Annotated in this window: 23 protein-coding genes; 12 read left to right on the forward strand and 11 right to left on the reverse strand. The window is 64.2% G+C overall.

Features of this window, described 5'->3' with window-relative positions; all coding sequences use genetic code 11:
- Positions 1-57 precede the first annotated feature (57 nt).
- From ACU8YE_RS12635 to ACU8YE_RS12660, 6 genes are all read left to right on the forward strand, one after another.
- Positions 58-1,197 carry an efflux RND transporter periplasmic adaptor subunit gene (locus ACU8YE_RS12635; RefSeq protein ID WP_446928856.1) on the forward strand — a complete coding sequence of 380 codons (1,140 nt, stop codon included), beginning with the start codon at positions 58-60 and terminating at the stop codon, positions 1,195-1,197.
- A complete protein-coding gene (locus ACU8YE_RS12640) occupies positions 1,194-4,316 on the forward strand; it encodes an efflux RND transporter permease subunit (protein WP_446928857.1) in 3,123 nt (1,040 codons plus the stop codon). The genes ACU8YE_RS12635 and ACU8YE_RS12640 overlap by 4 nt, the downstream gene beginning before the upstream one ends.
- A 139-nt stretch (positions 4,317-4,455) precedes the next feature.
- Positions 4,456-5,097, forward strand: a complete 642-nt coding sequence (locus ACU8YE_RS12645) for a helix-turn-helix transcriptional regulator (RefSeq protein WP_260801369.1) — start codon at positions 4,456-4,458, stop codon at positions 5,095-5,097.
- Positions 5,094-6,071, forward strand: coding sequence for a threo-3-hydroxy-L-aspartate ammonia-lyase (locus ACU8YE_RS12650; RefSeq protein WP_446928858.1), 978 nt, complete (start codon positions 5,094-5,096; stop codon positions 6,069-6,071). Before ACU8YE_RS12645 ends, ACU8YE_RS12650 begins: the two co-directional genes overlap by 4 nt.
- Entirely contained in the window at positions 6,068-6,475 is a 408-nt protein-coding gene (locus tag ACU8YE_RS12655; RefSeq protein ID WP_446928859.1) for a RidA family protein, read from the forward strand. Before ACU8YE_RS12650 ends, ACU8YE_RS12655 begins: the two co-directional genes overlap by 4 nt.
- Positions 6,476-6,599: 124 nt before the next feature.
- A complete protein-coding gene (locus ACU8YE_RS12660; protein ID WP_446928860.1) occupies positions 6,600-7,481 on the forward strand; it encodes a flagellar brake protein in 882 nt (293 codons plus the stop codon).
- Between the two features lie 4 nt (positions 7,482-7,485).
- On the opposite strand, the gene ACU8YE_RS12665 is transcribed toward ACU8YE_RS12660, so the two are convergent.
- Complete coding sequence (locus tag ACU8YE_RS12665) at positions 7,486-8,370, reverse strand: LysR family transcriptional regulator (protein ID WP_147218562.1); 885 nt, start codon at positions 8,368-8,370, stop codon at positions 7,486-7,488.
- A 114-nt stretch (positions 8,371-8,484) separates the two neighbouring features.
- Between ACU8YE_RS12665 and ACU8YE_RS12670 the strand changes: the two genes are divergently transcribed.
- The gene (locus tag ACU8YE_RS12670) at positions 8,485-8,922 is read left to right on the forward strand and encodes a multidrug/biocide efflux PACE transporter (RefSeq protein ID WP_232039978.1); all 438 of its coding nucleotides are present in this window, start codon (positions 8,485-8,487) and stop codon (positions 8,920-8,922) included.
- Between the two features lie 114 nt (positions 8,923-9,036).
- Entirely contained in the window at positions 9,037-9,678 is a 642-nt protein-coding gene (locus ACU8YE_RS12675) for a response regulator transcription factor (protein ID WP_446928861.1), read from the forward strand.
- A gap of 17 nt (positions 9,679-9,695) precedes the next feature.
- On the opposite strand, the gene ACU8YE_RS12680 is transcribed toward ACU8YE_RS12675, so the two are convergent.
- From ACU8YE_RS12680 to ACU8YE_RS12715, 8 genes are all read right to left on the reverse strand, one after another.
- Positions 9,696-9,914 (reverse strand): DUF1059 domain-containing protein, encoded by a 219-nt coding sequence (locus ACU8YE_RS12680; protein WP_206273118.1) that lies wholly within the window; start codon positions 9,912-9,914, stop codon positions 9,696-9,698.
- A 135-nt stretch (positions 9,915-10,049) separates the two neighbouring features.
- Positions 10,050-10,460 (reverse strand): DUF488 domain-containing protein, encoded by a 411-nt coding sequence (locus tag ACU8YE_RS12685; RefSeq protein ID WP_260801375.1) that lies wholly within the window; start codon positions 10,458-10,460, stop codon positions 10,050-10,052.
- Positions 10,461-10,515: 55 nt separating this feature from the next.
- A complete protein-coding gene (locus ACU8YE_RS12690) occupies positions 10,516-11,544 on the reverse strand; it encodes an ABC transporter substrate-binding protein (RefSeq protein WP_322017816.1) in 1,029 nt (342 codons plus the stop codon).
- A 316-nt stretch (positions 11,545-11,860) separates the two neighbouring features.
- A complete protein-coding gene (locus ACU8YE_RS12695) occupies positions 11,861-12,757 on the reverse strand; it encodes an ABC transporter permease (protein WP_024978364.1) in 897 nt (298 codons plus the stop codon).
- Complete coding sequence (locus ACU8YE_RS12700) at positions 12,747-13,541, reverse strand: ABC transporter ATP-binding protein (RefSeq protein ID WP_232039974.1); 795 nt, start codon at positions 13,539-13,541, stop codon at positions 12,747-12,749. The genes ACU8YE_RS12695 and ACU8YE_RS12700 overlap by 11 nt, the downstream gene beginning before the upstream one ends.
- Before the next feature lie 54 nt (positions 13,542-13,595).
- A complete protein-coding gene (locus ACU8YE_RS12705) occupies positions 13,596-14,318 on the reverse strand; it encodes a GntR family transcriptional regulator (RefSeq protein ID WP_024978366.1) in 723 nt (240 codons plus the stop codon).
- 146 nt (positions 14,319-14,464) lie between these two features.
- Positions 14,465-16,741, reverse strand: coding sequence for a nitric-oxide reductase large subunit (locus ACU8YE_RS12710; protein ID WP_316879142.1), 2,277 nt, complete (start codon positions 16,739-16,741; stop codon positions 14,465-14,467).
- A 32-nt stretch (positions 16,742-16,773) separates the two neighbouring features.
- A complete protein-coding gene (locus ACU8YE_RS12715) occupies positions 16,774-17,064 on the reverse strand; it encodes a DUF2249 domain-containing protein (RefSeq protein WP_024978368.1) in 291 nt (96 codons plus the stop codon).
- A gap of 271 nt (positions 17,065-17,335) precedes the next feature.
- On the opposite strand from ACU8YE_RS12715, the gene nirK reads away from it, so the two are divergent.
- From nirK to ACU8YE_RS12730, 3 genes are read left to right on the forward strand one after another with little or no spacing between them, the layout of a single operon-like run.
- Positions 17,336-18,835, forward strand: coding sequence for a copper-containing nitrite reductase (nirK, locus tag ACU8YE_RS12720; protein ID WP_232039972.1), 1,500 nt, complete (start codon positions 17,336-17,338; stop codon positions 18,833-18,835).
- A 16-nt stretch (positions 18,836-18,851) separates the two neighbouring features.
- The gene (locus ACU8YE_RS12725) at positions 18,852-19,643 is read left to right on the forward strand and encodes a formylglycine-generating enzyme family protein (protein ID WP_373407699.1); all 792 of its coding nucleotides are present in this window, start codon (positions 18,852-18,854) and stop codon (positions 19,641-19,643) included.
- Positions 19,640-20,227, forward strand: coding sequence for an SCO family protein (locus ACU8YE_RS12730; protein WP_414561700.1), 588 nt, complete (start codon positions 19,640-19,642; stop codon positions 20,225-20,227). The genes ACU8YE_RS12725 and ACU8YE_RS12730 overlap by 4 nt, the downstream gene beginning before the upstream one ends.
- A 6-nt stretch (positions 20,228-20,233) precedes the next feature.
- Here ACU8YE_RS12730 and ACU8YE_RS12735 read toward each other — a convergent pair whose 3' ends face one another.
- Together ACU8YE_RS12735 and ACU8YE_RS12740 are read right to left on the reverse strand one after the other, a co-directional pair.
- Positions 20,234-21,082 (reverse strand): fumarylacetoacetate hydrolase family protein, encoded by an 849-nt coding sequence (locus ACU8YE_RS12735; RefSeq protein ID WP_446928862.1) that lies wholly within the window; start codon positions 21,080-21,082, stop codon positions 20,234-20,236.
- A complete protein-coding gene (locus ACU8YE_RS12740; protein WP_260801382.1) occupies positions 21,079-21,861 on the reverse strand; it encodes a GntR family transcriptional regulator in 783 nt (260 codons plus the stop codon). Before ACU8YE_RS12740 ends, ACU8YE_RS12735 begins: the two co-directional genes overlap by 4 nt.
- A gap of 217 nt (positions 21,862-22,078) precedes the next feature.
- Here ACU8YE_RS12740 and ACU8YE_RS12745 point away from each other — a divergent pair, with 217 nt between their 5' ends.
- A complete protein-coding gene (locus ACU8YE_RS12745) occupies positions 22,079-23,386 on the forward strand; it encodes an MFS transporter (RefSeq protein WP_260801383.1) in 1,308 nt (435 codons plus the stop codon).
- Positions 23,387-23,547: the final 161 nt, after the last annotated feature.

A 23,547-nucleotide genomic window follows, 5' to 3' on the forward strand; every position in this document is an offset into this window, starting at 1 on the left:
TAAATTAGTCACAAGAACAAGAATGAAAGCCCAGATCATCTTGTCGATGGGGTTTTCATGCTTTCGCGTCGCTTTGTTTCCGCTACCGCTGCTCTCGCGTTGCCGCTGGCGTTGATCGCTTGCGGCGAAAAAGCCCCCGCCGACCCGCGCACCGAGGCGCCTCTGGTGCGCGCCGCGTTTGTTCGGCCCGTGGCGTCTGCATCGCGCTCGTTCACAGGCGTCGTGGCTGCCAGGGTGCAGAGCGACCTCGGATTCCGCGTGCCCGGCAAGGTGCTGGAACGACTCGTGGACGCAGGGCAAACCGTCAAGCGGGGCCAGCCGCTCATGCGCATCGATCCGGCAGATCTGAAGCTTGCCGCGCATGCGCAGTTGGAAGCCGTCGTCGCCGCCCGGGCACGCGCGCAACAGACGTCGGAAGACGAAGCGCGCTACCGCGACTTGCGCGGCACGGGGGCGATTTCCGCCTCCGCTTACGACCAGGCGAAGGCTGCGGCGGACGCGGCAAAAGCGCAATTGAACGCCGCAGAAGCGCAAGCCGATGTTGCGCGCAACGCCAGCCGTTACGCAGAACTCGTTGCTGACGGCGACGGCGTGGTCATGGAAACGCTGGCCGAGCCCGGCCAAGTCGTCAACGCGGGGCAGGTGGTCGTGCGCCTAGCGCATGCTGGCCGCCGTGAAGCGGTAGTCCAGCTGCCGGAAACCTTGCGCCCCGCCATCGGCTCGGTAGCGCTGGCCACATTGTTCGGGAGGGATGGCGACGGCACGCCTGCCAAGCTGCGGCAACTGTCGGATGCTGCGGACCGGCTTACCCGCACGTATGAAGCGCGTTATGTGCTCGACGGCGATCTAGCCAACGCGCCGCTGGGCGCCACCGTCACGATTCAGATTCCCGATCGGCCAGCAACGGCGCAAGGCGATCGTCAGGGGGCCGATCTGCAGATACCCCTCGGTGCCGTGTTTGATGCGGGCAAGGGCCCAGGCGTGTGGGTCATCCAGGGTGATCCAGCGAAGGTCTCGTGGCGCTCCATCGCGCTCCTGCGCCTGGGCGACGAAAGCGCTCGCGTTGCAGGCCAGGTTAAACAGGGAGATCGCATCGTCGCGCTCGGCGCACAACTGCTACGCGAAGGACAGCAAGTGCGCGTAGCGGGTCAGCAGGCCAGTACCGCAGTTGCTGCAAATGCGGAGGTGCGCCCGTGAGCCAAGGTCGTTTCAACCTCTCGGCCCTGGCGGTGCGCGAGCGTGCCGTCACGCTGTTCCTCATCTGCCTGATCTCGCTGGCGGGGCTGATTTCCTTCTTCAAGCTGGGTCGCGCGGAAGACCCGGCGTTTACGGTCAAGGTGATGAACGTCGTCACCGTGTGGCCCGGCGCCACCGCGCAGGAAATGCAGGACCAGGTGGCTGAGAAGATCGAAAAGCGCATGCAGGAATTGCGCTGGTACGACCGCACCGAAACGTACACCCGCCCCGGTTTGGCGTTCACCACGCTGACTTTGCTCGACAGCACCCCGCCGTCGGAGGTGCAAGAAGAGTTTTATCAAGCGCGCAAGAAGGTCGGCGACGAGGTGGGCAACCTGCCGTCCGGCGTGATCGGGCCGATCGTCAATGACGAATATTCGGACGTGACCTTTGCATTGTTTGCACTCAAGGCACAAGGCGAGCCGCAACGTGCGCTCGTGCGCGATGCGGAGACTCTGCGCCAGCGCCTGCTGCATGTGCCCGGCGTGAAGAAGGTGAACATCATCGGCGAACAGTCCGAGCGCATCTACGTCGAGTTCTCACATGACCGGCTGGCGACGCTCGGCGTGAGCCCGCAAGACGTGTTTGCCGCGCTCAACAGCCAGAATGCGCTGACGGCCGCCGGCTCGGTCGAAACGAAAGGGCCACAGGTGTTCATCCGCCTGGATGGCGCATTCGATGAACTACAGAAGATTCGCGATACGCCGGTGGTCTCGCAGGGCCGCACGTTAAAGCTCTCCGACATCGCCACTGTCAAGCGCGGTTATGAAGACCCCGCCACATTCATGGTGCGCAATGGCGGGCAGCCCGCGTTGCTGTTGGGCGTCGTCATGCGCGATGGATGGAACGGGCTCGATCTGGGCAAGGCACTCGACAAGGAAGTCGGCGCCATCAATGCGGACATGCCGCTCGGCATGAGTCTGACCAAGGTGACGGACCAAGCCGTCAACATCGCCGGTGCGGTCGACGAGTTCATGCTCAAGTTCTTTGCTGCGCTTCTGGTGGTGATGCTGGTGAGCTTTATCAGCATGGGCTGGCGCGCAGGCCTTGTGGTGGCCGCAGCCGTGCCACTGACGCTGGCCGTGGTGTTTGTGGTGATGGCCGCTACAGGCAAGAACTTCGATCGCATCACGTTGGGGTCGTTGATTCTGGCATTGGGCCTGTTGGTGGACGACGCGATCATCGCCATCGAAATGATGGTGGTGAAAATGGAAGAGGGCTACAGCCGCGTGGCTGCTTCGGCCTATGCGTGGAGCCACACCGCCGCGCCCATGCTGTCGGGCACGCTGGTCACGGCCGTCGGCTTCATGCCCAACGGCTTTGCGCGATCCACGGCGGGTGAATACACCAGCAACATGTTCTGGATTGTCGGCATTGCGCTGATTGCATCCTGGGTGGTCGCGGTGGTGTTCACGCCGTACCTGGGCGTGAAGATGCTGCCCGATTTCAAGAAGGTCGAAGGCGGCCACGATGCGATTTACGACACCCCGCGCTACAACCGCTTCCGTGTGCTGCTCGGGCGCGTGATTGCGCGCAAATGGCTAGTCGCGGGCGCGGTGGTGGGCCTCTTCGCCTCGGCCATAGCGGGCATGGCGGTGGTTAAGAAGCAATTCTTCCCAATCTCGGATCGCCCGGAAGTGCTGGTCGAGGTGCAGATGCCTTATGGCACGTCGATCAACCAGACCGACGCGGCGACCGCAAAGATCGAAGCCTGGCTCGCCAAGCAGAAGGAAGCCAAGATCGTGACGGCATATATCGGCCAGGGCGCGCCACGCTTCTATCTGGCAATGGGGCCAGAGTTGCCCGACCCGTCGTTCGCCAAGATCGTGATCCGCACCGATAGCCAGGAAGAGCGTGATGCGCTGAAGCAGCGTCTGCGTCAGGCCGTTGCGGATGGCCTCGCCCCCGAGGCGCGCGTGCGTGTTACGCAGCTCGTGTTCGGCCCGTATTCGCCGTTCCCGGTGGCTTACCGCGTGACCGGCCCGGATGCGGAGACATTGCGCCGCATCGCCGCCGATGTGCGGCAGGTCATGGACGCCAGTCCGATGATGCGCACGGTGAACACGGACTGGGGCATGCGTGTACCGACGCTGCACTTCACCTTGCAGCAAGACCGTCTCCAGGCCGTGGGCCTGACTTCCAGCGCCGTTGCGCAGCAACTGCAATTCCTGCTCAACGGCGTTCCGGTGACGGCGGTGCGCGAGGACATCCGCACCGTGCAGGTGACCGCGCGCTCGGCCGGCAACGTGCGGCTCGACCCGGCCAAGATCGGAGACTTCACACTGGCCGGTGCCAGCGGGCAGCGCATCCCCCTCTCGCAAATCGGCAAGATCGAGGTGCGCATGGAAGAGCCCGTCATGCGCCGGCGCGACCGCATGCCGACCATCACGGTGCGCGGCGATATTGCCGACGGTCTGCAACCGCCCGATGTGTCGACCGCCATCAGCAAGCAGCTTTCCCCGATCATCGAGAAGCTGCCGAGCGGATACCGCATTGAGCAAGCGGGCTCCATCGAAGAGTCGGGCAAGGCGACGAAGGCCATGCTGCCGCTGTTCCCGATCATGCTGGCGGTGACCTTGCTGATCCTCATCTTCCAGGTGCGCTCCATTCCAGCGATGGTCATGGTGTTCCTGACCAGCCCGCTGGGGTTGATTGGTGTGGTCCCGACCCTGATCCTGTTTGGGCAGCCGTTCGGCATCAACGCGTTGGTTGGCCTGATTGCGTTGTCGGGCATCTTGATGCGCAACACGCTCATCCTCATCGGGCAGATCCAGCACAACAAGGACGAGGGATTGGACCCGTTCCGGGCCGTGGTGGAAGCGACGGTCCAACGTGCCCGCCCGGTGATTCTCACGGCGCTGGCCGCCGTCCTGGCCTTCATCCCGCTCACGCATTCGGTGTTCTGGGGCGCGCTGGCGTACACGCTGATCGGCGGAACGCTCGCGGGCACAATCCTGACCCTGGTGTTCCTGCCGGCGATGTACTCGATCTGGTTCAGGATCCGGCCTGGCAACGCGGCCGAGGCGCAGCCCACATCGCACGAAGCGGCGCAGCCCCCAGGCCCGCTGGTGCCCGAATAATCTTTCCCAGCCTGCCCTAGTTACCTCCGTTCTCTCTCGACCTTCGGGCAGGCGTTTTTTCTCCTTGGGAGTCGCACACTGTCATGGCGTCTCCCGTGTCATTGACGAAATGTCATTAATTGACGTATCGTCAGTGCCCATGAAACCCATCGAAGAAAACCGCCTTCTGCTGCGCGAAGGCCGCAAGATCGTCGAGGCGCTGGGCAACACGCTGGCGCCGCTGGTGGAAGTCGTCCTGCACGACCTGACCGATCCCGATCATTCCGTCGTCGCCATCGCCAACAATCTGTCCGGCCGCCAGGTGGGCGACGCCGTGACGGAGCTGGGCCTTGCACGCCTGGCCGATCCGGACTTCCCGGAAGTCATCGAAAACTACGCCAACCGGTTTCCCGACGGGCGCCCGGCCAAGAGCACCTCGATCGGCCTGAAGAACAGCCGTGGCGATTACGTGGCGGCCATCTGCCTGAACATGGATGTATCGATGCTCGGCGCCATGACGGCGAGCCTCACGAAGTTGATGCGCATCGATGTTGCCGCGCCGCCGGTGCCCGAGTCGCTGGGCTCCCGCCGCGTGGAAGACGTGCGCATTGCACTCGAACAGTTTGCCGCCGCCCGCAACACCACGCCCATGGCCATGACGCTCGACCAGCGCCGCGAAGCCATGCGCGAACTCGCCGCCAGCGGCCTGCTGAACTTGCGCCGCGCACTGACCGAAGTCGCTCAGACACTCGGCGTGGCGCGCTCCACCGTCTACACCTACCTTCCCGAGGACCTTGCATGAGCCTGCCCATTTCCTACGACGACGTTGTTGCCGCGCACGCGCGCCTGCAGGGCGTTGCCCACAAGACGCCCGTGCTGACGTCAGCAACCGCCAATGCCATGACCGGCGCCGAGCTGTTCTTCAAGGCTGAGAGCTTTCAGCGCATGGGTGCGTTCAAGTTTCGCGGCGCGTACAACGCGCTGTCGCAATTCACGCCGGAGCAGCGCAAGGCGGGCGTCATCACGTTTTCGTCTGGTAACCACGCGCAGGCGATTGCGCTGTCGGCAAAGTTGCTCGGCATGCGTGCCGTCATCGTCATGCCGAAGGACGCACCGGTCGTGAAGGTGGAAGCCACGCGCGGCTACGGCGGCGAGGTGGTGTTCTTCGACCGCTACACCGAAGACCGCGAAGCCATCGGCCGCAAGCTGGCCGAAGAGCAGAGTCTCACGCTGATTCCGCCGTACGACCATCCGCACGTGATGGCCGGGCAGGGCACGGCGGCCAAGGAACTGATCGAAGAGGTTGGCCCGCTGGACGTGCTGCTGGCCCCGTTGGGCGGCGGCGGGTTGCTCTCCGGTTGCGCCACGGCAGCGCGCGCGCTGAACCCCGCGTGCAAGATATTCGGCGTGGAGCCCGAGGCCGGCAACGACGGCCAGCAGAGCTTTCGCAAAGGCGAAATCGTCCATATCGACACCCCCAAGACGCTGGCCGACGGCGCGCAGACGCAACACCTGGGCAACTACACGTTTGCCGTGATTCGCGAACTGGTCGACGACATCATCACCGTGAGCGATGCCGAACTCGTCAGCGCCATGCAGTTCTTCGCCTCGCGCATGAAGGCAGTGGTCGAGCCCACCGGCTGCCTGGCCGCCGCTGCGGCGCTGAACGGCAAGGTCGATGTGCGCGGCAAGCGCGTCGGCGTGATCCTGTCGGGCGGCAATGTGGACTTGCAACTCTTCGCCAAGCTGGTGCTGGGAGCCGAGGCAGCCAGATGAGCGGCGCACACTATCTGAACGCGCCGGCATTGCGGCCGCCGGCAGGGCACTACTCGCACGCGGTGTGTGCCAATGGCTTCGTGTTCGTCGCCGGACAGATTCCCGTGACGCCCACCGGCGAAAATCTCGTCGATGCGCCATTCGAGACACAGGTGCGGCAGGTCCTCTCCAACCTGGACGCCGTGCTTGCCGCTGCCGGCACCGACCGCTCGCGTCTGGTGCAGGTGCGCGTGTACGTGACTGACATGGAGACGCACTGGCCCGCGTTCGATGCGCTCTACCGCGCGTGGATCGGTGACCTCCGCCCGGCGCGCGCCGTGGTGCCGGTGCCGACGCTGCACTACGGTCTGGCAGTGGAAATCGAAGCGACGGCACTGGCGGGGGATGCAAACGCTTGCGCTTGATGTGCGTCAGGCGGGTGGGGTTCGCGCGAGTTGATCTCCCGCCGTTTGGCCGCCATTGTTGCAGAATGGAAGGCATGCCTGCCGAGGCACATGCCCGACCAAGACGCACCGATCCCTCGCCCCCATGACCCTGCAAAAAACGCGGCAACTCACCCAGGAAGATGTGCCGGTCGGCCAGCCGCTGCCGTTCCCACTGGCCGATAGCGGGGGCCACCTGCTGCTGCCCGCCGGCGCCGTGGTTCCGGATGCCGAAGACGTCCGCCTCCTGTTTCATCACGGCCCGGTGCTGGCATTGGATGAAGGCGAGGGCGTTGAGGTTGCTGCACCTGCGGCGCCCGGTGAAGCCAAGCCCCGCCTCGCGTCGAGCGGTCTGAGCGTGGGTACCGTCCTGCAGGTGCAGGAGAAATCCGCACCGATGCGCGGCCTGCTGCCGTGCCGCCTGATCGGCTACATCGAAGGTGAGGCGGTGTTCGTCACGCAGCCGGCCGACGGCAAGCGCACGCTGCGCCCGGAGGTTCGGGACATCCTCTTGCTGCGCGGATTTTCCGGCCGCGCGGTCGTTACCATGATGTGCAGCGTGGTGTCGGTGGGGCAATTTCCTTCGCCGTACCTCGTGCTGTCTGCGCCGATCAAGATGCAGAAAATGCCGCTGCGCCGCGCCAAGCGTGTGCAGGTCCGGATCGGTGCCCGCTTGCGCCCCGAAGGGCAGGCGGCTTCCGCGGCAGATCGCGTGGCGGTGATCCGCGATATCTGCCTGAATGGCGCGCTTGTGCAAAGTGCCAGCGCGGCATTTCAGCCCGGCGACAGGCTGTCTGTCGATTTCAGTGCCTACGTGGATGGTCAGCTGGAGTCGTTCTCCCTGACGGGCCGCGTGGCGAGCGGGTCGCCCGCGCTGGGGGCGCCTGCATCTGCGTTTCCGTCGTTCGGCATGGAGTTTTCATTGTCGAAGGAGCAGACGGCGCAGCTTTCGCACCTGATCATCGATCGGCTCGACGAAAACGCTTGAGCGCCTAGCCCGCCAGCATCGTTTCCAGCAGCCAGGCGCCGGCCTGCCCCAGCGTGCGATTGCGTGACCATACGGCGTCGACCGGCACGAGGCGCGGCCAGCCCCGTGCACGCACTTCATGCAATCGGTCTGCCGCAAAGTGGTCTACCAGCCAGCGCGGCAGCTCCGTCCATCCGAAGCCCAGCACGGCCATTTCCAGCAGCATCAGGTAGCTCGGCGCAGACCAGCGGCGCAGGCTGCGCACGGGCACCGCGTCGGTGCGCGGCCCCGTCGGATCGACGAAGGTGTTCAACCGTAGCTCGCGCGCCTCGCGCAGTATGGCGTGCGGCACTTCCTCTTCACCGTATCGGGCGAGCGGGTGCTGCAGCCCCACGAACAGTCCGATCTCCGATTGCTCTGCAATGGTGGCCCAGCCGATATCGGCCGGATATGCGGCCTGCGCCGCTACCAGGCCGATCTGGGCACGGCCCAGCTGGATGATATCGACCACGTCTTCGTGTTCGGCGATCAGGCATTCGAGTTCGAGGTCGGGGTAACGCTGCTCTAGCGTGGCGAGCGTCTGCTCATACCGGTCCGACTGATAGGTGTCCGACACGACGAGCGTCAGGCGCGCCTCCAGGCCACCGGCCATTTGCGCCGCCAGTCGGTCCATCTGCGCGCTGGCGTCGAGCACGCGGCGCACCTGGGTGAGCATCGCGTGGCCCGCTTCGGTCAACGTGGGCTGGCGCGTGCTGCGGTCGAAGAGCGTCAGGCCCAGGTCGATTTCAAGATTGGCGATCGCCTCGCTGACCGTGGACTGCCGCTTGCCCAATTTGCGGGCTGCGGCGGAAAAGGAACCGAGCGTGGCGGCTTCGGCAAAGGCCAGCAAGGCTTCGGGCGAATGACGCATTCAGTACTCCGGACGGCGAGATAGCGCTCAATATATCGGAAAAACCGATGCTAATGAACTGGATCATGCGGCTAATACCGATGAAAATGGCGCTGTTCTTTGGAGGTAAGTGCAATGCAAGTCATACAAAAAACGCCAGCCGAGCGCCTTGTCCATGCGCTGACGTTCGAGTTGGTTGCCATGCTGATCTGTGCCCCGCTGTTTAGCTGGCTGATGGATCTGCCGTTGGCCGAAATGGGCGTGATGACGCTCATGTTTGCGGCGGTGGCGATGGTGTGGAACATGGTGTTCAACGCCATCTTCGAGCGCGTGGAGCGTCGCTACAAGCTCTCGCGTACCGTGGTCCTGCGGGTGGTGCATGCGTGCCTGTTCGAGGGCGGGTTAGTCTTGATGCTGGTGCCGCTGGCTGCCTGGTGGCTCGACGTGGGTCTGTGGGAAGCGTTTGTGCTCGACATCGGCATCATGCTGCTGTTTCTGCCGTACACGTTCTTCTTCAACCTTGCGTATGACCACGTGCGCGCGCGCTTGATGTCGCGCCGAGCGCTGGCCTGATCCCCGATGGGCTTAGGGCAAAAGGGGCAGTGCGGGAGGTGATGCGCTTCCTATAATGAAGTCCCCTTCCAAGACGGGCGCCGCGGTCGCAAGCCGCGGCGCCCGTATTCCTTCATGCCGCATCTTTCTGTTGCCTCATCGCATGCCTCGGCAACCGTGCTGCGCCAGTGCTACGTGGCGGCGTGCGCGGGCGATGCTACGGGCGTGATGAACGTGCTGCGCGATGCGTGCGGCGCAAACCATGCAGCGGCCCTGATCCGATGGCGCGTCGATGGAAGGTGGCACTGGGCGGCGTCACGCGGCGCATGCTCGGCCGACGTGCTGCTGCATGCGGTGCGCGGTGATGGTGTGGAGACCTGGCCCGTGGCCGATGCCGAAGTGCGCGGCGTGGTGTGGCTCGATTACCGCAAGTCGGGCGTGCCGCAACACCTGCAGCATGGTGCGGCGCCACAAGCCTTGCTGCCGCACTTTGCGCAAGCACTGCCGTTGTGCTGGCAACGCGTTGCTGCACGCACAGGCTTCTCGCCTGCGCAGCCGGCCAGCCTGTGGTTGACCGATGCATTCCACCTGACGCGCCGCGAAGCCGATGTGGCCGATCTGCTCGCAAGCGGCTCGGACCCAGCCTGCATTGCCCGCACGCTGGGCATTTCACTCGACACGGTGCGCACGCACCTCAAGCACGTCTATCGCAAGACCAACACGCACAGCCAGTGCGATGTGGTGCGGCTGATGCTGGCGCTGTCTGCGCGTCGGTAGCGGCGGTCGCGTTTTGATCAGGCAGTGGCCATCTTTGGTGGCGCCACGGCAGGGGTGCCGTCCTGGAAAAGGGTTTGCAGTTGCGCCCGCAACTCGGGCGAATCGGTGTGCTTGTGCACGGAAACGGCATGCTGCACGGCCGCCTCCAGCAGTTCGGCATCGCTGTCGGCGCTGATGGCGACCGAGCAGTTGGTCTCGCTGGGGAAGGCGCGGCAATCGATGTAGCGGCGGCCCATGGCGGTGCTCCTGGAATGACGAATGACGACGGCACGACGCGATGAGAGTGTGGTCGCGCGTACGTTCGTTATAGGTTTGCCGCAGCGGCGCGTCGTCACCCGCGTGGGGTACGCGGTTCGTTACCGTGCCTTCCGTCAGTCGTCCAGCTTCGCGCCACGCTCCTTCAACAACGCGCGCAGTACTGACCGATGGCAATGCGCTTCATCCTCGCAATAGCAGCCGACCGACAGGTTGGTCTGGTGCGATAGCGCGGCCAGCATGTCGAGCAGGCGCGCTGCATCACCGTCGCGCATTTCGGTGCGGAAGTGGCGTACGAAGGTTTGCCAGCCCTTGTCTTGCTGATCCTTGTCGTGCGCGGTTTGCGCGGCCTGCGCCTGCTTGACCAGTTCGGGCGTGGGCGAGAGCAGCGGCATCCACACGTCGTAGAAATCGCGGCTGGCGAATTCTTCCTTCGGCACACCGCGCGGTGGGCGCCGCACGGTGCCGATGCGCAAGCCCTCACCGGGGTGACGCGGCTCGCCGAGCCGGACGATGCGTAGTGCCATGAAAATACCTCCGTGCGGATGCTGCGTGCTGCTCGATGTGCTCAGGCGTTTCGTGTTACGAACCCGGCCGGTTCTGCACCGTCGGGAAAAACACATCCTTCCACGACGCGGGCTTGTTCTTGAGCGTGCCCACGCGCTGCATGAATTCAGCATAGTGCGCGACGCCCACCGGCGTGGTCGTGAAGCGCGAATCCGGATCGTCCAGGATCTTCTTCACGTCTTCCGGCGAACTCTTCACCTTCGATTGCGCAATGTAGATCTGCGCGGCCTTGGTCTTGTCCTTGGCGATGAGGGCGTTGGCTTCATCCAGCGCCGCCACGAATGCCGCCGACAGCTTCGGGTTGGCCTCGTAGAACTTCTTGCTGGTGTAGGTCATGTCCAGCGTGATGTTGCCGAGCACGTCAACCGTGTTGAACACGCGGTGCAGGCCGGGGGCTGCCGCCTCGGTGTACGAGAACGGCGGCGAGGCCATGTGGCTGTTGATCTGGCTGCCGCCGGCCAGCATGACGGCGGTGGCGTCTGGGTGCGGCAGCGGCACGGTGATCGGGTCAAGCTTGTTGAATTGCTTGTCGCCGAAGGTCTTGGCGGCAGCCATCTGAAGCACCACGGCCGGCAGCGAGGTCTTGATGCCGGGCACGGCAATGCGGTCCTTGTCGGAGAAATCGGCCAGCGTCTTCACGTTCGGGTTGCGCGTCATCAGGTACATCGACGATGAGCTGAGCGACGACAGCCCGCGCACTTCCATCGCGCTGCCGCGGGTCTTGTCCCACAGCGTGAGGAAGCCCGGCACGCCCAGCGAGGCGATGTCCAGCGCGCCCGAGAGCATGGCGTCGTTGATGACGTTGCCGCCATCGAGGATGCGGTAGTTGACCTTCACGTCGCCCAGGCCGGCGGCCTTGGCTTGCTTCTCCAGCAGGTGCTCGCTGGCCATCACCATGATGGGGAGGTAGAGGATGCCGTAGCCGTGGGAGATGCGGACTTCGGTGGCTTCTGCGTGGGCGGTGCTGATGGTGCCGCCCAGGAGCGATGCGGCCAGCGTGGCGGCCATGGTCAGGCGGAGGACGTTACGGCGGGGTTTGTGCATGTGTTGTCTCCTTGTTGCTCTGTTGGTCTTTATGTTTGTTGGTGGTGTATTCCCTGTTTCACCCCCTGCCGGGGGCGACTCACTTTCTTTGTCTTGCCAAGGAAAGCAAGCAAAGAAAGGCGCGCCCGATGCGGCGAATTCCCCTTGAATTTCTGTGACCGTGCGGGGAAGGAGGCAAACTCGCTTTGCTCAGACAAGCCTCCTTCCTTTTTCCGCCCGCTCACAAAAATTCAAGGCGCCGCATAGGGCAGGGTACGGCCAAACCGTCGAGGGGCGACTGTGAGCGCCTGGACGGTTTCGGTAGTCAAGCGCGCCCTTAGTTCTGCATGCCCCAGCGTTTGACGGTCCGGGCTTCAAGCGTGCGGAATACCAGGTTCTCTACCAGCAGGCCGATGATGATCACCGTCAACAGACCCGCAAAGACTTCGGGAATCTGCAGCTGGTTCTTGTTCTCGTAGATGTACCAGCCGAGGCCGCCCTGGCCGGAACTCACGCCAAACACCAGTTCCGATGCGATCAACGTGCGCCATGCGAATGCCCAGCCGATCTTCAGGCCGGTGAGGATGGAGGGGAACGCGGCTGGGATCAGGATCTTGGTCAGGTACCCCATGCCGGATAGCCCGTAGTTGCGGCCCACCATGCGCAGCGTGTTCGATACCGACAGAAAGCCGGCATGCGTGTTGAGCGACACCGCCCACACCACGGAATGCACGATCACGAAGATCAGGCTGCCGTTGCCGAGACCAAACCACACGAGTGCGATAGGCAGCAGCGCAATGGCGGGCAGCGGGTTGAACATGGCCGTGAGCGTTTCCAGGAAGTCCTGCCCGAGCCGGTTGCTGATGCCCAGTACCACCAATGCGCACGACAGGGCCAGCCCAAGCGCGTAGCCCGCAAGCAGCGTTTGCATTGACGTGCCGATGCGAGCGAACAGTGTGCCGCTGGCCAGCCCTGCCCACAGCGCCTGCACGGTGTCGGAGAAGGTCGGCATCAGCAGCGGGTTGTCGAGCCAGCGCGCTCCGCCTTCCCACACGAGTGCCAGCACGACGAGGATGACGAGCTTGCGCAACCATGCCTGCTCGTACAGGCGCTCGGCAATGGAGAGCGGTTTTTCCACCACGCCGATGCGCTCGAACGCCACGGGCGTGCTGTAGACGGGCGCGCGGTTGCTGATGTCGGTGGTGGCCGGCATGGAAAGGGTTTCAGTCTGCATGGGTTTCCTCCACCGTGCGGGCGAATAGCATGTCGTGGATCTCGGCTTCCAGCGCCTTGAAGCGCTCGGGGTCATCATCGCCGCGCGCAAGGCTCGGCAGTTCGGCGCGGACTTGGCCCGGATGCGGCGAAAGGATCAGGATGCGGCTGCCGCAGCGGATCGCCTCCGGAATCGAGTGCGTGACGAACAGCACGGTGAAGCGCGTTTCATCCCACAGTTGCAGCAGCTCGTCCTGCATCTTGCGGCGCGTGAGCGCATCGAGCGCGGCGAAGGGCTCGTCCATCAGCAGCACGTCGGGCTCCATGGCCATGCCGCGTGCGATGGCCACGCGTTGCTTCATCCCGCCCGACAGCATGTGCGGGTGGTGGTCGGCAAATTTGGTGAGATTGACCTTGTTGATGTAGTGCAGGGCGCGTTCTTCGGCCTCACGCGCGCCCAGCTTGCCCGTGGAGAGCAGCGGGAACAGCACGTTCTCCTTCACGGTCTTCCACGGCAGGAGCTGGTCGAACTCCTGGAACACCATCATGCGATCCGGGCCGGGCTTGGTCACGGGCTGGCCCTTCAGGCGGATCTCGCCTTCGGTGGGCGTGAGGTAGCCGCCGATGGCCTTGAGCAATGTCGATTTGCCGCAGCCCGATGGGCCCAACAAGATGTAGCGCTCGCCGGGGTAGACCTGAAAGTCGACGCGGTAGGTGGCCGTCACCAGATGCTGGCGTGTCTTGTACTGCAGCGTGACGCCGCGCACGTCCAGCAGCGGCGGCGCGGTCGATGAGTTGGCCTGCATGATGTTGTCTCCTGTGTGTGTTTTTGTCGGGTCGGGTGGCAGCGTGGGAGGGCGTTACCGGATATCCACGTGGTACCGGAAGTGCGCCGCCGCGCCCCGCGAGCGCCGCCATTCAAGCGGCACCCGGTCGTAGCCGCGCGCAACGCGTTCGATGACCATCACCGGATCGCCGGGCTGGATGCGCAACAGCCGCGCGTACGTTGCGTTGACGGCCTCGGCGGTAAGCGTTTCTTCAGCGCTGGCGATGATCTGGCCGCAGTGGGATTCGTACAGCGGATACAGCAGGTCGCCAAACGCGTCGAGTTCCAGCGTGGCGAGCGGGGCGAAACGGTCGTACGGCAGCCAGATTTCTTCGGCCAGCATGGGTGCGCCATCCAGCAGGCGCAGCCGGGTCAGGCGAATGACCGGTGAGCCTGTTTCGATCTGCAAGCCAGCTGCGGGGGCAGACGGCGCATCCAGCACATCGCGCTTGAGAATGCGGCTCTCAGGAATGCGTCGCTCGCCGCTTTCACTCTGGAAGCGGAAGAAGCGGAACAAGGAGCTGGCAAAGCTTGCCCGGCGCACAAAGGTGCCGCGGCCCTGGAAGCGCTCCAGGAGGCCCTCGGCCACCAGCACATCCACGGCTTTGCGGACCGTGCCGACTGCCACGTTGTACGTCTTGGCAAGCTCGGCTTCGGTGGGGATGGCGTCGCCCGGGCGCCAGTGCTGTTGGGCGATCTGCGCGGCCAGATCGTCGCGCAATTGCTGATAGCGGGGCAGGCGGAGATCGGCGGGCATTAGGTATCTGAAGTGGTCAACTATTCATCTATATGATTTGTCATTGTAGGGAGCTTGCGAGCGGCTGGCATTACAGGAAAACCCGCAGGGCCCGGTCGAATCGACACGGGCCCTGCGGGTTTTTGAGAGAACTGCTGAGTTAAGAATTAACGCGTGGCGCGAGCCGAAGCCGGCAGCGGCTCAGTCTGTTGTGCCTTCGGACGGCGCAGCAGCCGCAGCGCATACCAGGCCAGCACAAGTGCACCGATGGCGAACACGATGTCACCCGGCACGCGCAGCCAGACCAGCGTTTCCATCACTTTCGAGTGCACCACCTCCGGCGAGCGGGCGTACCACATGCCCTTGGTGACGCTGGCCCAGGCCTGGTAGATACCGGCCGGCAGCAGCGACATGAACACCATCATGGCCAAGCCGATATTCAGGCCCCAGAACGCGGGCTTGAGCAGGCGGTCGGCATGCAGGCTGCGGGCATACAGGCCGCGCAGGCAGAACAGCATCAGGCCGATACCGAGCATGCCGTACACCCCGAACAGTGCGGCGTGCCCGTGGGCGGCCGTCATGTTCAGACCTTGTACGTAGTACAGCGAAGCCGGCGGGTTGATGGCAAAGCCGAGCAGGCCGGCGCCGACGGTGTTCCAGAAGCCTACGGCCACGAAGCACAGCACGGGCCACTTGTAGGCGTTGAGCCACGGCGTGCCTTGCGTGCGGCGATAGTTCTGCAGCGCTTCGAGCCCGATCAGCGTAAGCGGCACCACTTCCAGCGCAGAGAACACCGCACCCACCGAGATGATCGACGTGGGCGTACCCGTGAAGTACAGGTGATGCAGCGTGCCCAGAATGCCGCCGAACAGGAACACGATCGTCTCGGCCACGATGGCGCGGTTGGCGCTGCTGGCGCGAATCAGGCCCAGGCGCGTGAAGATGAGCGCGATGACGGCGGTGGCGAACACTTCAAAGAAGCCCTCGACCCACAGGTGGACGAGCCACCAGCGCCAGTACTCGATCATCGAATAGTGCGTGTGTTGGCCCCACACCAGCGAGGTCGAATAGAAGCCGCCGATGCACGTGGCCGACAGGAACACCATGGCGATCAGTCCGCGCGATTCCGACGGCGTCTTCAGTGCCGGCCATAGTGCGCGGCCCAGCAGCACGACCCAGAACAGCAGGCCGACGAACAGCAGGATTTGCCACACGCGGCCCATGCTGGTGTATTCCAGCCCCTGGTTGCCGACCCAGAAACCGAAGTCCGCACCACGATGTTGCAGCGTGCCGAGCCAGCCGGTGGCGATGGAGCCCACCACGATAAAGATCAGCGCCCAGAACAGCAGGTCAACGCCCAGCTTCTGGAACTTCGGTTCACGGCCCGACAGCAGCGGCGCAATGTAGAGGCCCGTAGCCAGCCACGCCGTGGCAATCCACAGCACGCCAAGCTGCGTGTGCACGGTCCGGCTGATCACGTACGGCAGCACCTGCGCCAGCGGAATCCCGAAGAACGATTCACCTTCCACCGCATAGTGCGCGGTGATGGCGCCCATGCCGATCTGCACCAGCATCAGGCCGATCACGGCAAAGAAGTACTTGCGCGTGGCCTTCATCGACGGCGTGGCAACCACGTTGAGGAACGGGTCGGCCGGCAGCGGCGCAGCCTCCTCTTCGTGCTTGCTGCTGCCGTGCAGCCACAACATGGCGGCAATACCGCCGAGCAGCAGCACGATGCTGACCATCGACCACATGGCGGCGCCGCCGGTCATGGTGTTGCCAACCAGGGGTTCATGCGGCCAGTTGCTCGTGTACGAGATGTCGGTCTCGCCCGGGCGGTCGGCAGCGGCGGCCCACGACGTCCAGAAGAAGAACGCCGCAAGCGCTTCGCGGTCGGCCGACTCCGGCAGCACGCCCGTGGCCATGGCGTATTGATCGCGCAGCGTTGCCAGCGACGGATCGGTGCCGAACAGGGCCTCGAAGTGCTGCGCCACGCCGCGGATGGCCTCTGCGCGCTCACGCGACACGGTCAGGATGTCGCGATTTGCGTCGTACGTATTGCGGCGCATTTCCTCCTTCACGCTGGCGTCGACGGCGGCTTGCTGCACGGTCGTCAACGGCGCGTCGGTATCGAACTGCTGATGCGCGCGAATCGCTTGCAACGCCGTGGCTTCACGGTGCAGCCAATCGGCAGACCAGTCAGGCGCAACGTAGCTGCCGTGGCCCCAGACGGTGCCAAGCTGCTGGCCCCCGGCTGCCAGCCAGGCCTCTTGCCCGCGCTGGATTTGTTCGCCGGTGAAGAGCACCTCGCCCACAGAAGTGACGACGGCATGCGGGATCGGCGGCGCTGCCAGATAGATCTGCCGGCCCAGATAGCCCAATGCCCCGAACGACAGGATGAAGATCAGGCCGAGCCACCGCCACAGCCTTTGGTTGTTTTTCATGACAGGGTTCCTTGCAGGATGCAATCGGAAATTCAGGCGCCACCACCGCAACCACCACAGCAGTGGCCGGCGCTGGCGGCAGACGCCACCTTGGTGATGGCGACGCGCCACGTGGCGGGGCCGCGCTCAAGGTAGTCCCAGGAAAACTGGCCCGGGCGCTCCACTTGAAACTGCGACTGCAGCGGGCGCGGATCGTGATCGTTGATCAGCTCCAGGCTCTGGCCGATGCCGAGTTCCCCGAAGGCAGAGAAGATCAGCGGATGGCGCTCGCGCGGCGCCAGCACGCGGAGGTCGAGCTGGATGGTGGAGGCGGACTGTGTCATGGGGATTCCCTCTGTGGGTGTCGCATCAAAAGATGCATTAAGGATGCAACTATATTAGTGAGCGGAATCTCCGCCGTTATTGATGTATATCAGATGCTTGTTTTATGGGTATCTTGATGTGGCAAATCACGCCACGACTGGGCTTGCGTGCCACGCGGTGCGGTGGAAGTGCCGGTCGGGGCCGGTTTTCGTTTGCGCTGTATCAAAGCCCTAATGGCCGCCGGGGCCTAACGTGGAGCGGACGACACCAGACCGATACACGGGGGAAAAAATGAGCCGTCTTCACACCGTCCGCAGCCTGATGCGCGCGGGCTTGATTTCTGTGGTGCTGGGCGCACTGCTTGCGGGCACTGCAGCCCGCGCCGCGAGCGCCAAATTGCCCGGTGACTTCGGACCGCCACGCGGCGAGCCGATCCACGCCGTCCTCACGAGCCCGCCGCTTGTGCCACCGCCGGTCCACCGGAACTATCCAGCCAAGGTCATCGTGGAGCTGGAAGTGGTCGAGAAGGAAATGCAGATCTCCGAAGGCGTCAGCTACACCTTCTGGACGTTCGGCGGCACCGTTCCCGGCAGCTTCATCCGCGTGCGGCAGGGCGACACGGTGGAGTTCCACCTCAAGAACCACCCGAGCAGCAAGATGCCGCACAACATCGACCTGCACGGCGTGACCGGACCGGGCGGCGGCGCTGCATCGAGCTTCACCGCACCGGGCCATGAATCGCAGTTCACCTTCAAGGCGCTCAACGAGGGCATCTACGTCTACCACTGCGCTACCGCGCCGGTGGGCATGCATATCGCCAACGGCATGTACGGCCTGATCCTGGTCGAGCCGCCCGAAGGCCTGCCCAAGGTGGATCACGAGTACTACGTCATGCAGGGCGACTTCTACACCGCCGGCAAGTACCGCGAGAAGGGCCTGCAGCCGTTCGACATGGAGAAGGCCATTGACGAACGCCCGAGCTACGTCCTGTTCAACGGTGCGGAAGGTGCGCTCACCGGTGACAAGGCGCTGCACGCCAAGGTGGGTGAAACGGTCCGCATCTTTGTTGGCAACGGCGGGCCGAACCTGGTCTCAAGCTTCCACGTGATCGGCGCCATCTTCGACCAGGTGCGCTACGAGGGCGGCACCAACGTGCAGAAGAACGTGCAGACCACGTTGATCCCGGCGGGTGGTGCGGCGGTTGTGAAGTTTACCGCGCGCGTGCCCGGCAGCTATGTGCTGGTCGACCACTCGATCTTCCGCGCCTTCAACAAGGGCGCCATGGCGATCCTCAAGGTGGATGGCCCGGAGAACAAGCTCGTCTACTCTGGCAAGGAGCTGGATTCGGTGTACCTGGGCGATCGTGCGGCACCCAATATGAGCGCCGTCACCAAGGCGACCCAGGCGTCGGTAAGCGGCACGCTGACCGTGCAGGATCAGGTGCAGGCTGGCCGCGCGCTGTTTGCGGGTACCTGCTCGGTGTGCCACCAGGGCAATGGCGCCGGGTTGCCGGGCGTGTTCCCGCCGCTTGCCAAGTCGGATTTCCTGGCAGCAGATCCGAAGCGCGCCATGAACATCGTGTTGCATGGCCTGAACGGCAAGATCAAGGTCAACGGACAGGAATATGACTCCGTCATGCCGCCGATGACGCAGCTCAATGACGACGAGGTCGCCAACATCCTGACCTACGTGCTCAACAGCTGGGACAACCCCGGCGGCCGCGTGAGCGCAGACGAGGTCAAGAAGGTGCGTGCCCAGCCGGCGCCCGCCAAGGCTGTGGCCGAACATTGACCGGATCCGCACGACCATGTCCCGCCTGACCTTGCACCTTGCTGCCATGTTGATGGCGCTGGCCGGCGCCGCAGCGCAGGGCGCCACCTATGTGCGGTTGCCCGGCGGCGACTTCGACAGCGTGCTGCCCCAGAACGCACCGGGGCAGCCGCAGCGGGTGCGCATCGAACCGTTTGAGTTGCGCTCCACGCCCGTCACCATTGGCGAATTCCAGACCTTCGTGCAACGCCACGAGGCCTGGCAGCGTGGCCGTGTGCCGCAGGTCTTTGCCGGCAAGGCCTACCTTGCCGACTGGGCCGATGCGACGCATGCCGATCCGCAGGCGTCGCCGCAAGCGCCGGTGACTGGCGTGACCTGGTTTGCCGCCCGTGCCTATTGCGAAAGCGAAGGCGCGCGGCTGCCGACGTGGCTCGAGTGGGAATCCGCCGCTGCGGCCGACGCCACCCGCGCAGACGCCCGCGACGACCCGCAATGGGCGCAACGCATTCTCGGCTGGTACGAACGTCCCGCCACGCGTGTGTTGCCGCCCGTTGGCGGCCCAGCGGATGTCCATGGCGTGCGCGATCTGCACGGCCTGATCTGGGAATGGGTCGACGATTTCAACGCGTTGTTCATTGCCGGGGACAGCCGCACGCAGGGCGACCCCGACAAGCAGAAGTTTTGCGGCGCCGGTGCCATCAGCATCGTGCGCCGCGACAGCTACGCCGTGCTGATGCGCGTGGCGTTGCTGTCATCACTCGAAGGCGCCGATGCCACGGGAAGCCTTGGCTTTCGCTGCGCCCGATCCCTCAATGGAGAACGTCCATGACGCTTCTTAAGCAACTTTGCCGTGCCTTCGTGGCATGTGTGCTGGCGGGGGCCGCCGCAGGCGCGCTTGCCGCCGGGCCCGTCGCTTCGGGCTCGCTGTATCAATCTGACGTGGCGTTGACCGACCAGAACGGCCGCGTCTTTCATCTGGCAGACCTGCGCGGCGAGCCGGTGCTGGTAAGCATGTTCTATTCGTCGTGCCAGATGGTCTGCCCGATGATCTTCGAGACCATTCGTGCGACGCTGGCCAAGGGCGGTAAGCCCGCGCACGACGGCGTGCGGGTGCTGATGGTGACGGTCGATCCGGAGCGCGATTCCGTTGCGGCGCTCAAGAAGACCGCCGCCGCGCACAACGCTGGCGAGCACTGGCAGGTCGCCCGTGCCGACGCGAGCGGCACGCGTGAGGTGGCGGCCTTGCTGGGCGTGCAATACCGCCGTCTGGCCGATGGCGATTTCAACCATTCGAGCACGATCCTGCTGCTGGACGCGGAAGGGCGCATCAGTGCGCGCACCAATACGCTGGGCGCGGTCGATCCGAAACTGGTGGATGCCATGCGCAAGCTGGTGGCGGCGCAGGCGCGATAAGCGTACCTAGGCCTTGCTGTAAGCAATCACCGTCTGCGTCTGCACGCCAAGGCCGTCGATGCCCAATCGCATGGTGTCGCCCGCGTTGAGATAGCGCGGCGGCTTGGCGCCCATGCCGACACCGGGCGGCGTACCGGTGCAAATCAAGTCGCCGGGGTGCAGCGTCATGAAGCGGCTGACGTAGCTCACCAGATGCGCCACGCCAAACACCATGGTGGCTGTGTTGCCCCGCTGCGCACGTTCGCCATTGACGTCGAGCCACAGGCCAAGCGCTTGCGGGTCGGGCACTTCGTCGCGTGTGACCAGCCACGGGCCGACGGGGCAGAAGGTGTCGCAGCCCTTGCCCTTGTCCCAAGTGCCGCCGCGCTCCAGCTGGAACTCGCGCTCCGACACATCGTTCACCACGCAATAGCCGGCAACGTGCGAGAGCGCTTCTTCGCGGGAAACATCGCTCGCCGTCTTGCCGATCACTACACCGGGTTCAACCTCCCAGTCGGTCTTTGCCGAGCCGCGCGGCAGCATGACGGCATCGTTGGGGCCGTTCAATGCGCTGTTGGCTTTGAGGAAGAGGATGGGCTCAGCGGGTGGCGGCAAGCCGGCCTCGGCTGCGTGGTCGGCATAGTTCAGGCCGATCGCGATGATCTTGCCGATGCCCGTCCATGGCACGCCAAACCGCGTGTCCTGCACCACGGGCAAGGCAGCGATGTCTATGCCTGCGAGTTGCGCGAGGGCGGCATCTGACAACTGTTGCGGGCCCAGGTCGCCAACCACGCCTGACAAGTCGCGCACGTGGCCTTGCGTATCGATCAGGCCTGGACGTTCTGCGCCGGGCGCACCCACGCGTACGAGTTTCATTGCGCGCCTTTCTTGGGGGCTTCCTTGGTTGATCGGGTAGGGCGCCCGGCCTCGGCCAGGCTGTTTGCCACGACGCTCAGCACTTCCTTGGCGGTGTTCTCCGAGTGCAGGCGCAGCACCTGTGCCAGGCGCGGGCGCCCTGGCTCCCGAAGGGCGGCCATGATGGCTTCGTGTTCTTCGTGCGATTCCTGCCAGCGCAGCGTGTCGGCATTGGCCGCACCGCGCGCGCGATGCACCTTGCTCATCAAGGTCGCATAAATGCCAGCCAGCACGGGGTTGGCCGTGCCGTCGATGATGAGCTGGTGAATTTCCTGGTTGATGCGGAAGTACTCGGTGCGTCTGCCCGCCGCATGGGCCTCAAGCATTGCCTGGTGCTTGCGCTCCAGACGCGCCAGAGCTACCTCGGACAGCCGCGCCGCCGCCAATTCTCCAGCCGTGAATTCCAGCCCATGCAACGTTTCGAAGGTCGCGCGCAGTTCATCCAGATCGAGCGGTGCAACGCGATAGCCGATGTACTGCCGATGCAGCACCAGCCCCTCGGCCACCAGCACCTTGAGCGCCTCACGCAGCGGCGTCTTCGAGACATCGAACATTTCACTGAAAGCACGCTCGTCGATGCGGGCACCGGGCGGCAGTTCGCCTTCTTCGATGAGGGTGCGCAGGCGCGAGGCGATTTCGGCCGACATGCCGAGCGTTCGCAGGCGAGGGGATTGAAGCAGCGGTTGGGTCACAGACGTCACCAGAATGGGGAAGATGCACCACAAAAGGCTATCACACACCGAGATTGTGCTTTTGGGAGGCAATAAAATCAATAACTTACAGATGTTGTAATTACAGATTACGTATCCTATACTCGGCCACGTTGCGCAACACAAACCAATCAAATCGACTCAGGAGGTCGTTTCGGTGGGCGGAGTTGGAGCGGGCCGGCGTCAAGACCGGCCGCCCAAGCCCGTTTTCCGAAACGACTTCTGGAGCTACCAGGAGACACGCGTAATGGAAACCGCAAGCCCGGCCCCGGCCATGGCGCTAACGGAGACGAAGAGCTCTGTGCGCTGGAAGATTTTCTTGATGATGTTGATGCTGATATCCATCAACTATGTCGACCGCGCATCGCTGTCAGTCGCGATGCCGTTGATCGCTAAGGAGTTCAACATCGGCCCCGCGGTGCAAGGCTTACTGCTGAGTTCGTTCTTTCTGACGTACGCGCTCATGCAGATTCCGGGCGGCATGTTGGCCGACCGCTTTGGGCCACGCGTGGTGATTGCCGGTGCCACGCTGGGCTGGGGCTTCTTCCAATCCATTGCGGCGCTGTGTACCGGTTGGGTTCCGCTGCTGATCACGCGTCTTGGCCTGGGTGCGGCCGAGGCGCCCATCTACCCCGCCGGCGGCAAGCTCAACGCCATCTGGATGACGCAGAACGAACGCGGCCGCGGTGCCACGCTGCTCGATGGCGGCGCGCCGCTGGGCGCGGCATTGGGCGCGCTCATCATCGCCGGGCTGATCGCCGAATTCAATTCGTGGCGCACGTCGTTCGTGGTGGCCGGTATCGGGACGATGGTGGCGGGGCTCTTTGCGTGGTGGTACATCCGCAATCACCCGCGCGAGCATCCGTCCGTCAATGATGCTGAAGCCTCCTACATCGAGGAGGCTCATGCTGCCGACCAAGCTGCAGAGCCCGCCGCCGTAAGCGGCAACGTGCTCGACTTCTTCAAGTACCGCTCGGTGTGGGGCATGTTCTTCGGCTGGATGTGCTTCAACGCCCTGTTTTACGGGCTGCTGACCTGGATGCCGACCTATCTGTCGAAGGTGCATGGGCTCGACATCAAGGAGATGGGCGGTGCGGTCTTCACCATGTTCTTCTCCGGCTTTGTGGGCGAGATGGTGGGCGGCTGGATTGCCGACAAGTGGATGGCTACCGGGGCATCACGCGCCCGGGTGCTGCGGACGCTGTTTGGCGTCGCTTCGGTGCTGGCCACGATTGCCATCTACACGGTGGCGCGCTTCAAGGATCCGGTGGTCGTGGTGGCACTGTTGTCGACCACGCTGTTCTTCCTGCGCTGGTGCGGCCTGTTCTGGTGCATTCCGTCGATCCTGGGAACGCGCAAGCGTGTGGGTTTCCTGGGCGGCACGATGAACCTGGGCGGGAACTTCGCGGGCGTCGGCATGCCGATCATCGTCGGCTTGATCGTGCAGGCGACGGGTTCGTACGACATGGCGCTGATGCTGTTTGCTGCCGCCGGCGCCGGCCTGTTCATCTGCTCGACACTGCTGATCGACTACAGCAAGAAGCTGCCGGTCTGAGGTGCGATGCACTCTCGAGTAGGCCAACGAAATCTACGCACGCGGCGCGGCGTTTGCTTCTGATTTCCGGCAACAAGCTGCAACCGTACTCATCAACATAACAAGCAGGCCCCGATGCCGCTGTTGCGCGCCGGGGCGCGCAAACCACGAAGAAGACTCCC

This window comes from Ralstonia sp. VS2407, from assembly GCF_052950655.1.

Excerpts from the sequence above, each read along its gene's own strand:
- ACU8YE_RS12635 (WP_446928856.1), top strand. The coding sequence starts at position 58 with ATGCTTTCGCGTCGCTTTGTTTCCGCTACCGCTGCTCTCGCGTTGCCG.
- ACU8YE_RS12645 (WP_260801369.1), top strand. The coding sequence starts at position 4,456 with ATGAAACCCATCGAAGAAAACCGCCTTCTGCTGCGCGAAGGCCGCAAG.
- ACU8YE_RS12650 (WP_446928858.1), top strand. The coding sequence starts at position 5,094 with ATGAGCCTGCCCATTTCCTACGACGACGTTGTTGCCGCGCACGCGCGC.
- ACU8YE_RS12655 (WP_446928859.1), top strand. The coding sequence starts at position 6,068 with ATGAGCGGCGCACACTATCTGAACGCGCCGGCATTGCGGCCGCCGGCA.
- ACU8YE_RS12660 (WP_446928860.1), top strand. The coding sequence starts at position 6,600 with ATGACCCTGCAAAAAACGCGGCAACTCACCCAGGAAGATGTGCCGGTC.
- ACU8YE_RS12665 (WP_147218562.1), bottom strand. The coding sequence starts at position 8,370 with ATGCGTCATTCGCCCGAAGCCTTGCTGGCCTTTGCCGAAGCCGCCACG.
- ACU8YE_RS12670 (WP_232039978.1), top strand. The coding sequence starts at position 8,485 with ATGCAAGTCATACAAAAAACGCCAGCCGAGCGCCTTGTCCATGCGCTG.
- ACU8YE_RS12675 (WP_446928861.1), top strand. The coding sequence starts at position 9,037 with ATGCCGCATCTTTCTGTTGCCTCATCGCATGCCTCGGCAACCGTGCTG.
- ACU8YE_RS12680 (WP_206273118.1), bottom strand. The coding sequence starts at position 9,914 with ATGGGCCGCCGCTACATCGATTGCCGCGCCTTCCCCAGCGAGACCAAC.
- ACU8YE_RS12685 (WP_260801375.1), bottom strand. The coding sequence starts at position 10,460 with ATGGCACTACGCATCGTCCGGCTCGGCGAGCCGCGTCACCCCGGTGAG.
- ACU8YE_RS12690 (WP_322017816.1), bottom strand. The coding sequence starts at position 11,544 with ATGCACAAACCCCGCCGTAACGTCCTCCGCCTGACCATGGCCGCCACG.
- ACU8YE_RS12695 (WP_024978364.1), bottom strand. The coding sequence starts at position 12,757 with ATGCAGACTGAAACCCTTTCCATGCCGGCCACCACCGACATCAGCAAC.
- ACU8YE_RS12700 (WP_232039974.1), bottom strand. The coding sequence starts at position 13,541 with ATGCAGGCCAACTCATCGACCGCGCCGCCGCTGCTGGACGTGCGCGGC.
- ACU8YE_RS12705 (WP_024978366.1), bottom strand. The coding sequence starts at position 14,318 with ATGCCCGCCGATCTCCGCCTGCCCCGCTATCAGCAATTGCGCGACGAT.
- ACU8YE_RS12710 (WP_316879142.1), bottom strand. The coding sequence starts at position 16,741 with ATGAAAAACAACCAAAGGCTGTGGCGGTGGCTCGGCCTGATCTTCATC.
- ACU8YE_RS12715 (WP_024978368.1), bottom strand. The coding sequence starts at position 17,064 with ATGACACAGTCCGCCTCCACCATCCAGCTCGACCTCCGCGTGCTGGCG.
- nirK (WP_232039972.1), top strand. The coding sequence starts at position 17,336 with ATGAGCCGTCTTCACACCGTCCGCAGCCTGATGCGCGCGGGCTTGATT.
- ACU8YE_RS12725 (WP_373407699.1), top strand. The coding sequence starts at position 18,852 with ATGTCCCGCCTGACCTTGCACCTTGCTGCCATGTTGATGGCGCTGGCC.
- ACU8YE_RS12730 (WP_414561700.1), top strand. The coding sequence starts at position 19,640 with ATGACGCTTCTTAAGCAACTTTGCCGTGCCTTCGTGGCATGTGTGCTG.
- ACU8YE_RS12735 (WP_446928862.1), bottom strand. The coding sequence starts at position 21,082 with ATGAAACTCGTACGCGTGGGTGCGCCCGGCGCAGAACGTCCAGGCCTG.
- ACU8YE_RS12745 (WP_260801383.1), top strand. The coding sequence starts at position 22,079 with ATGGAAACCGCAAGCCCGGCCCCGGCCATGGCGCTAACGGAGACGAAG.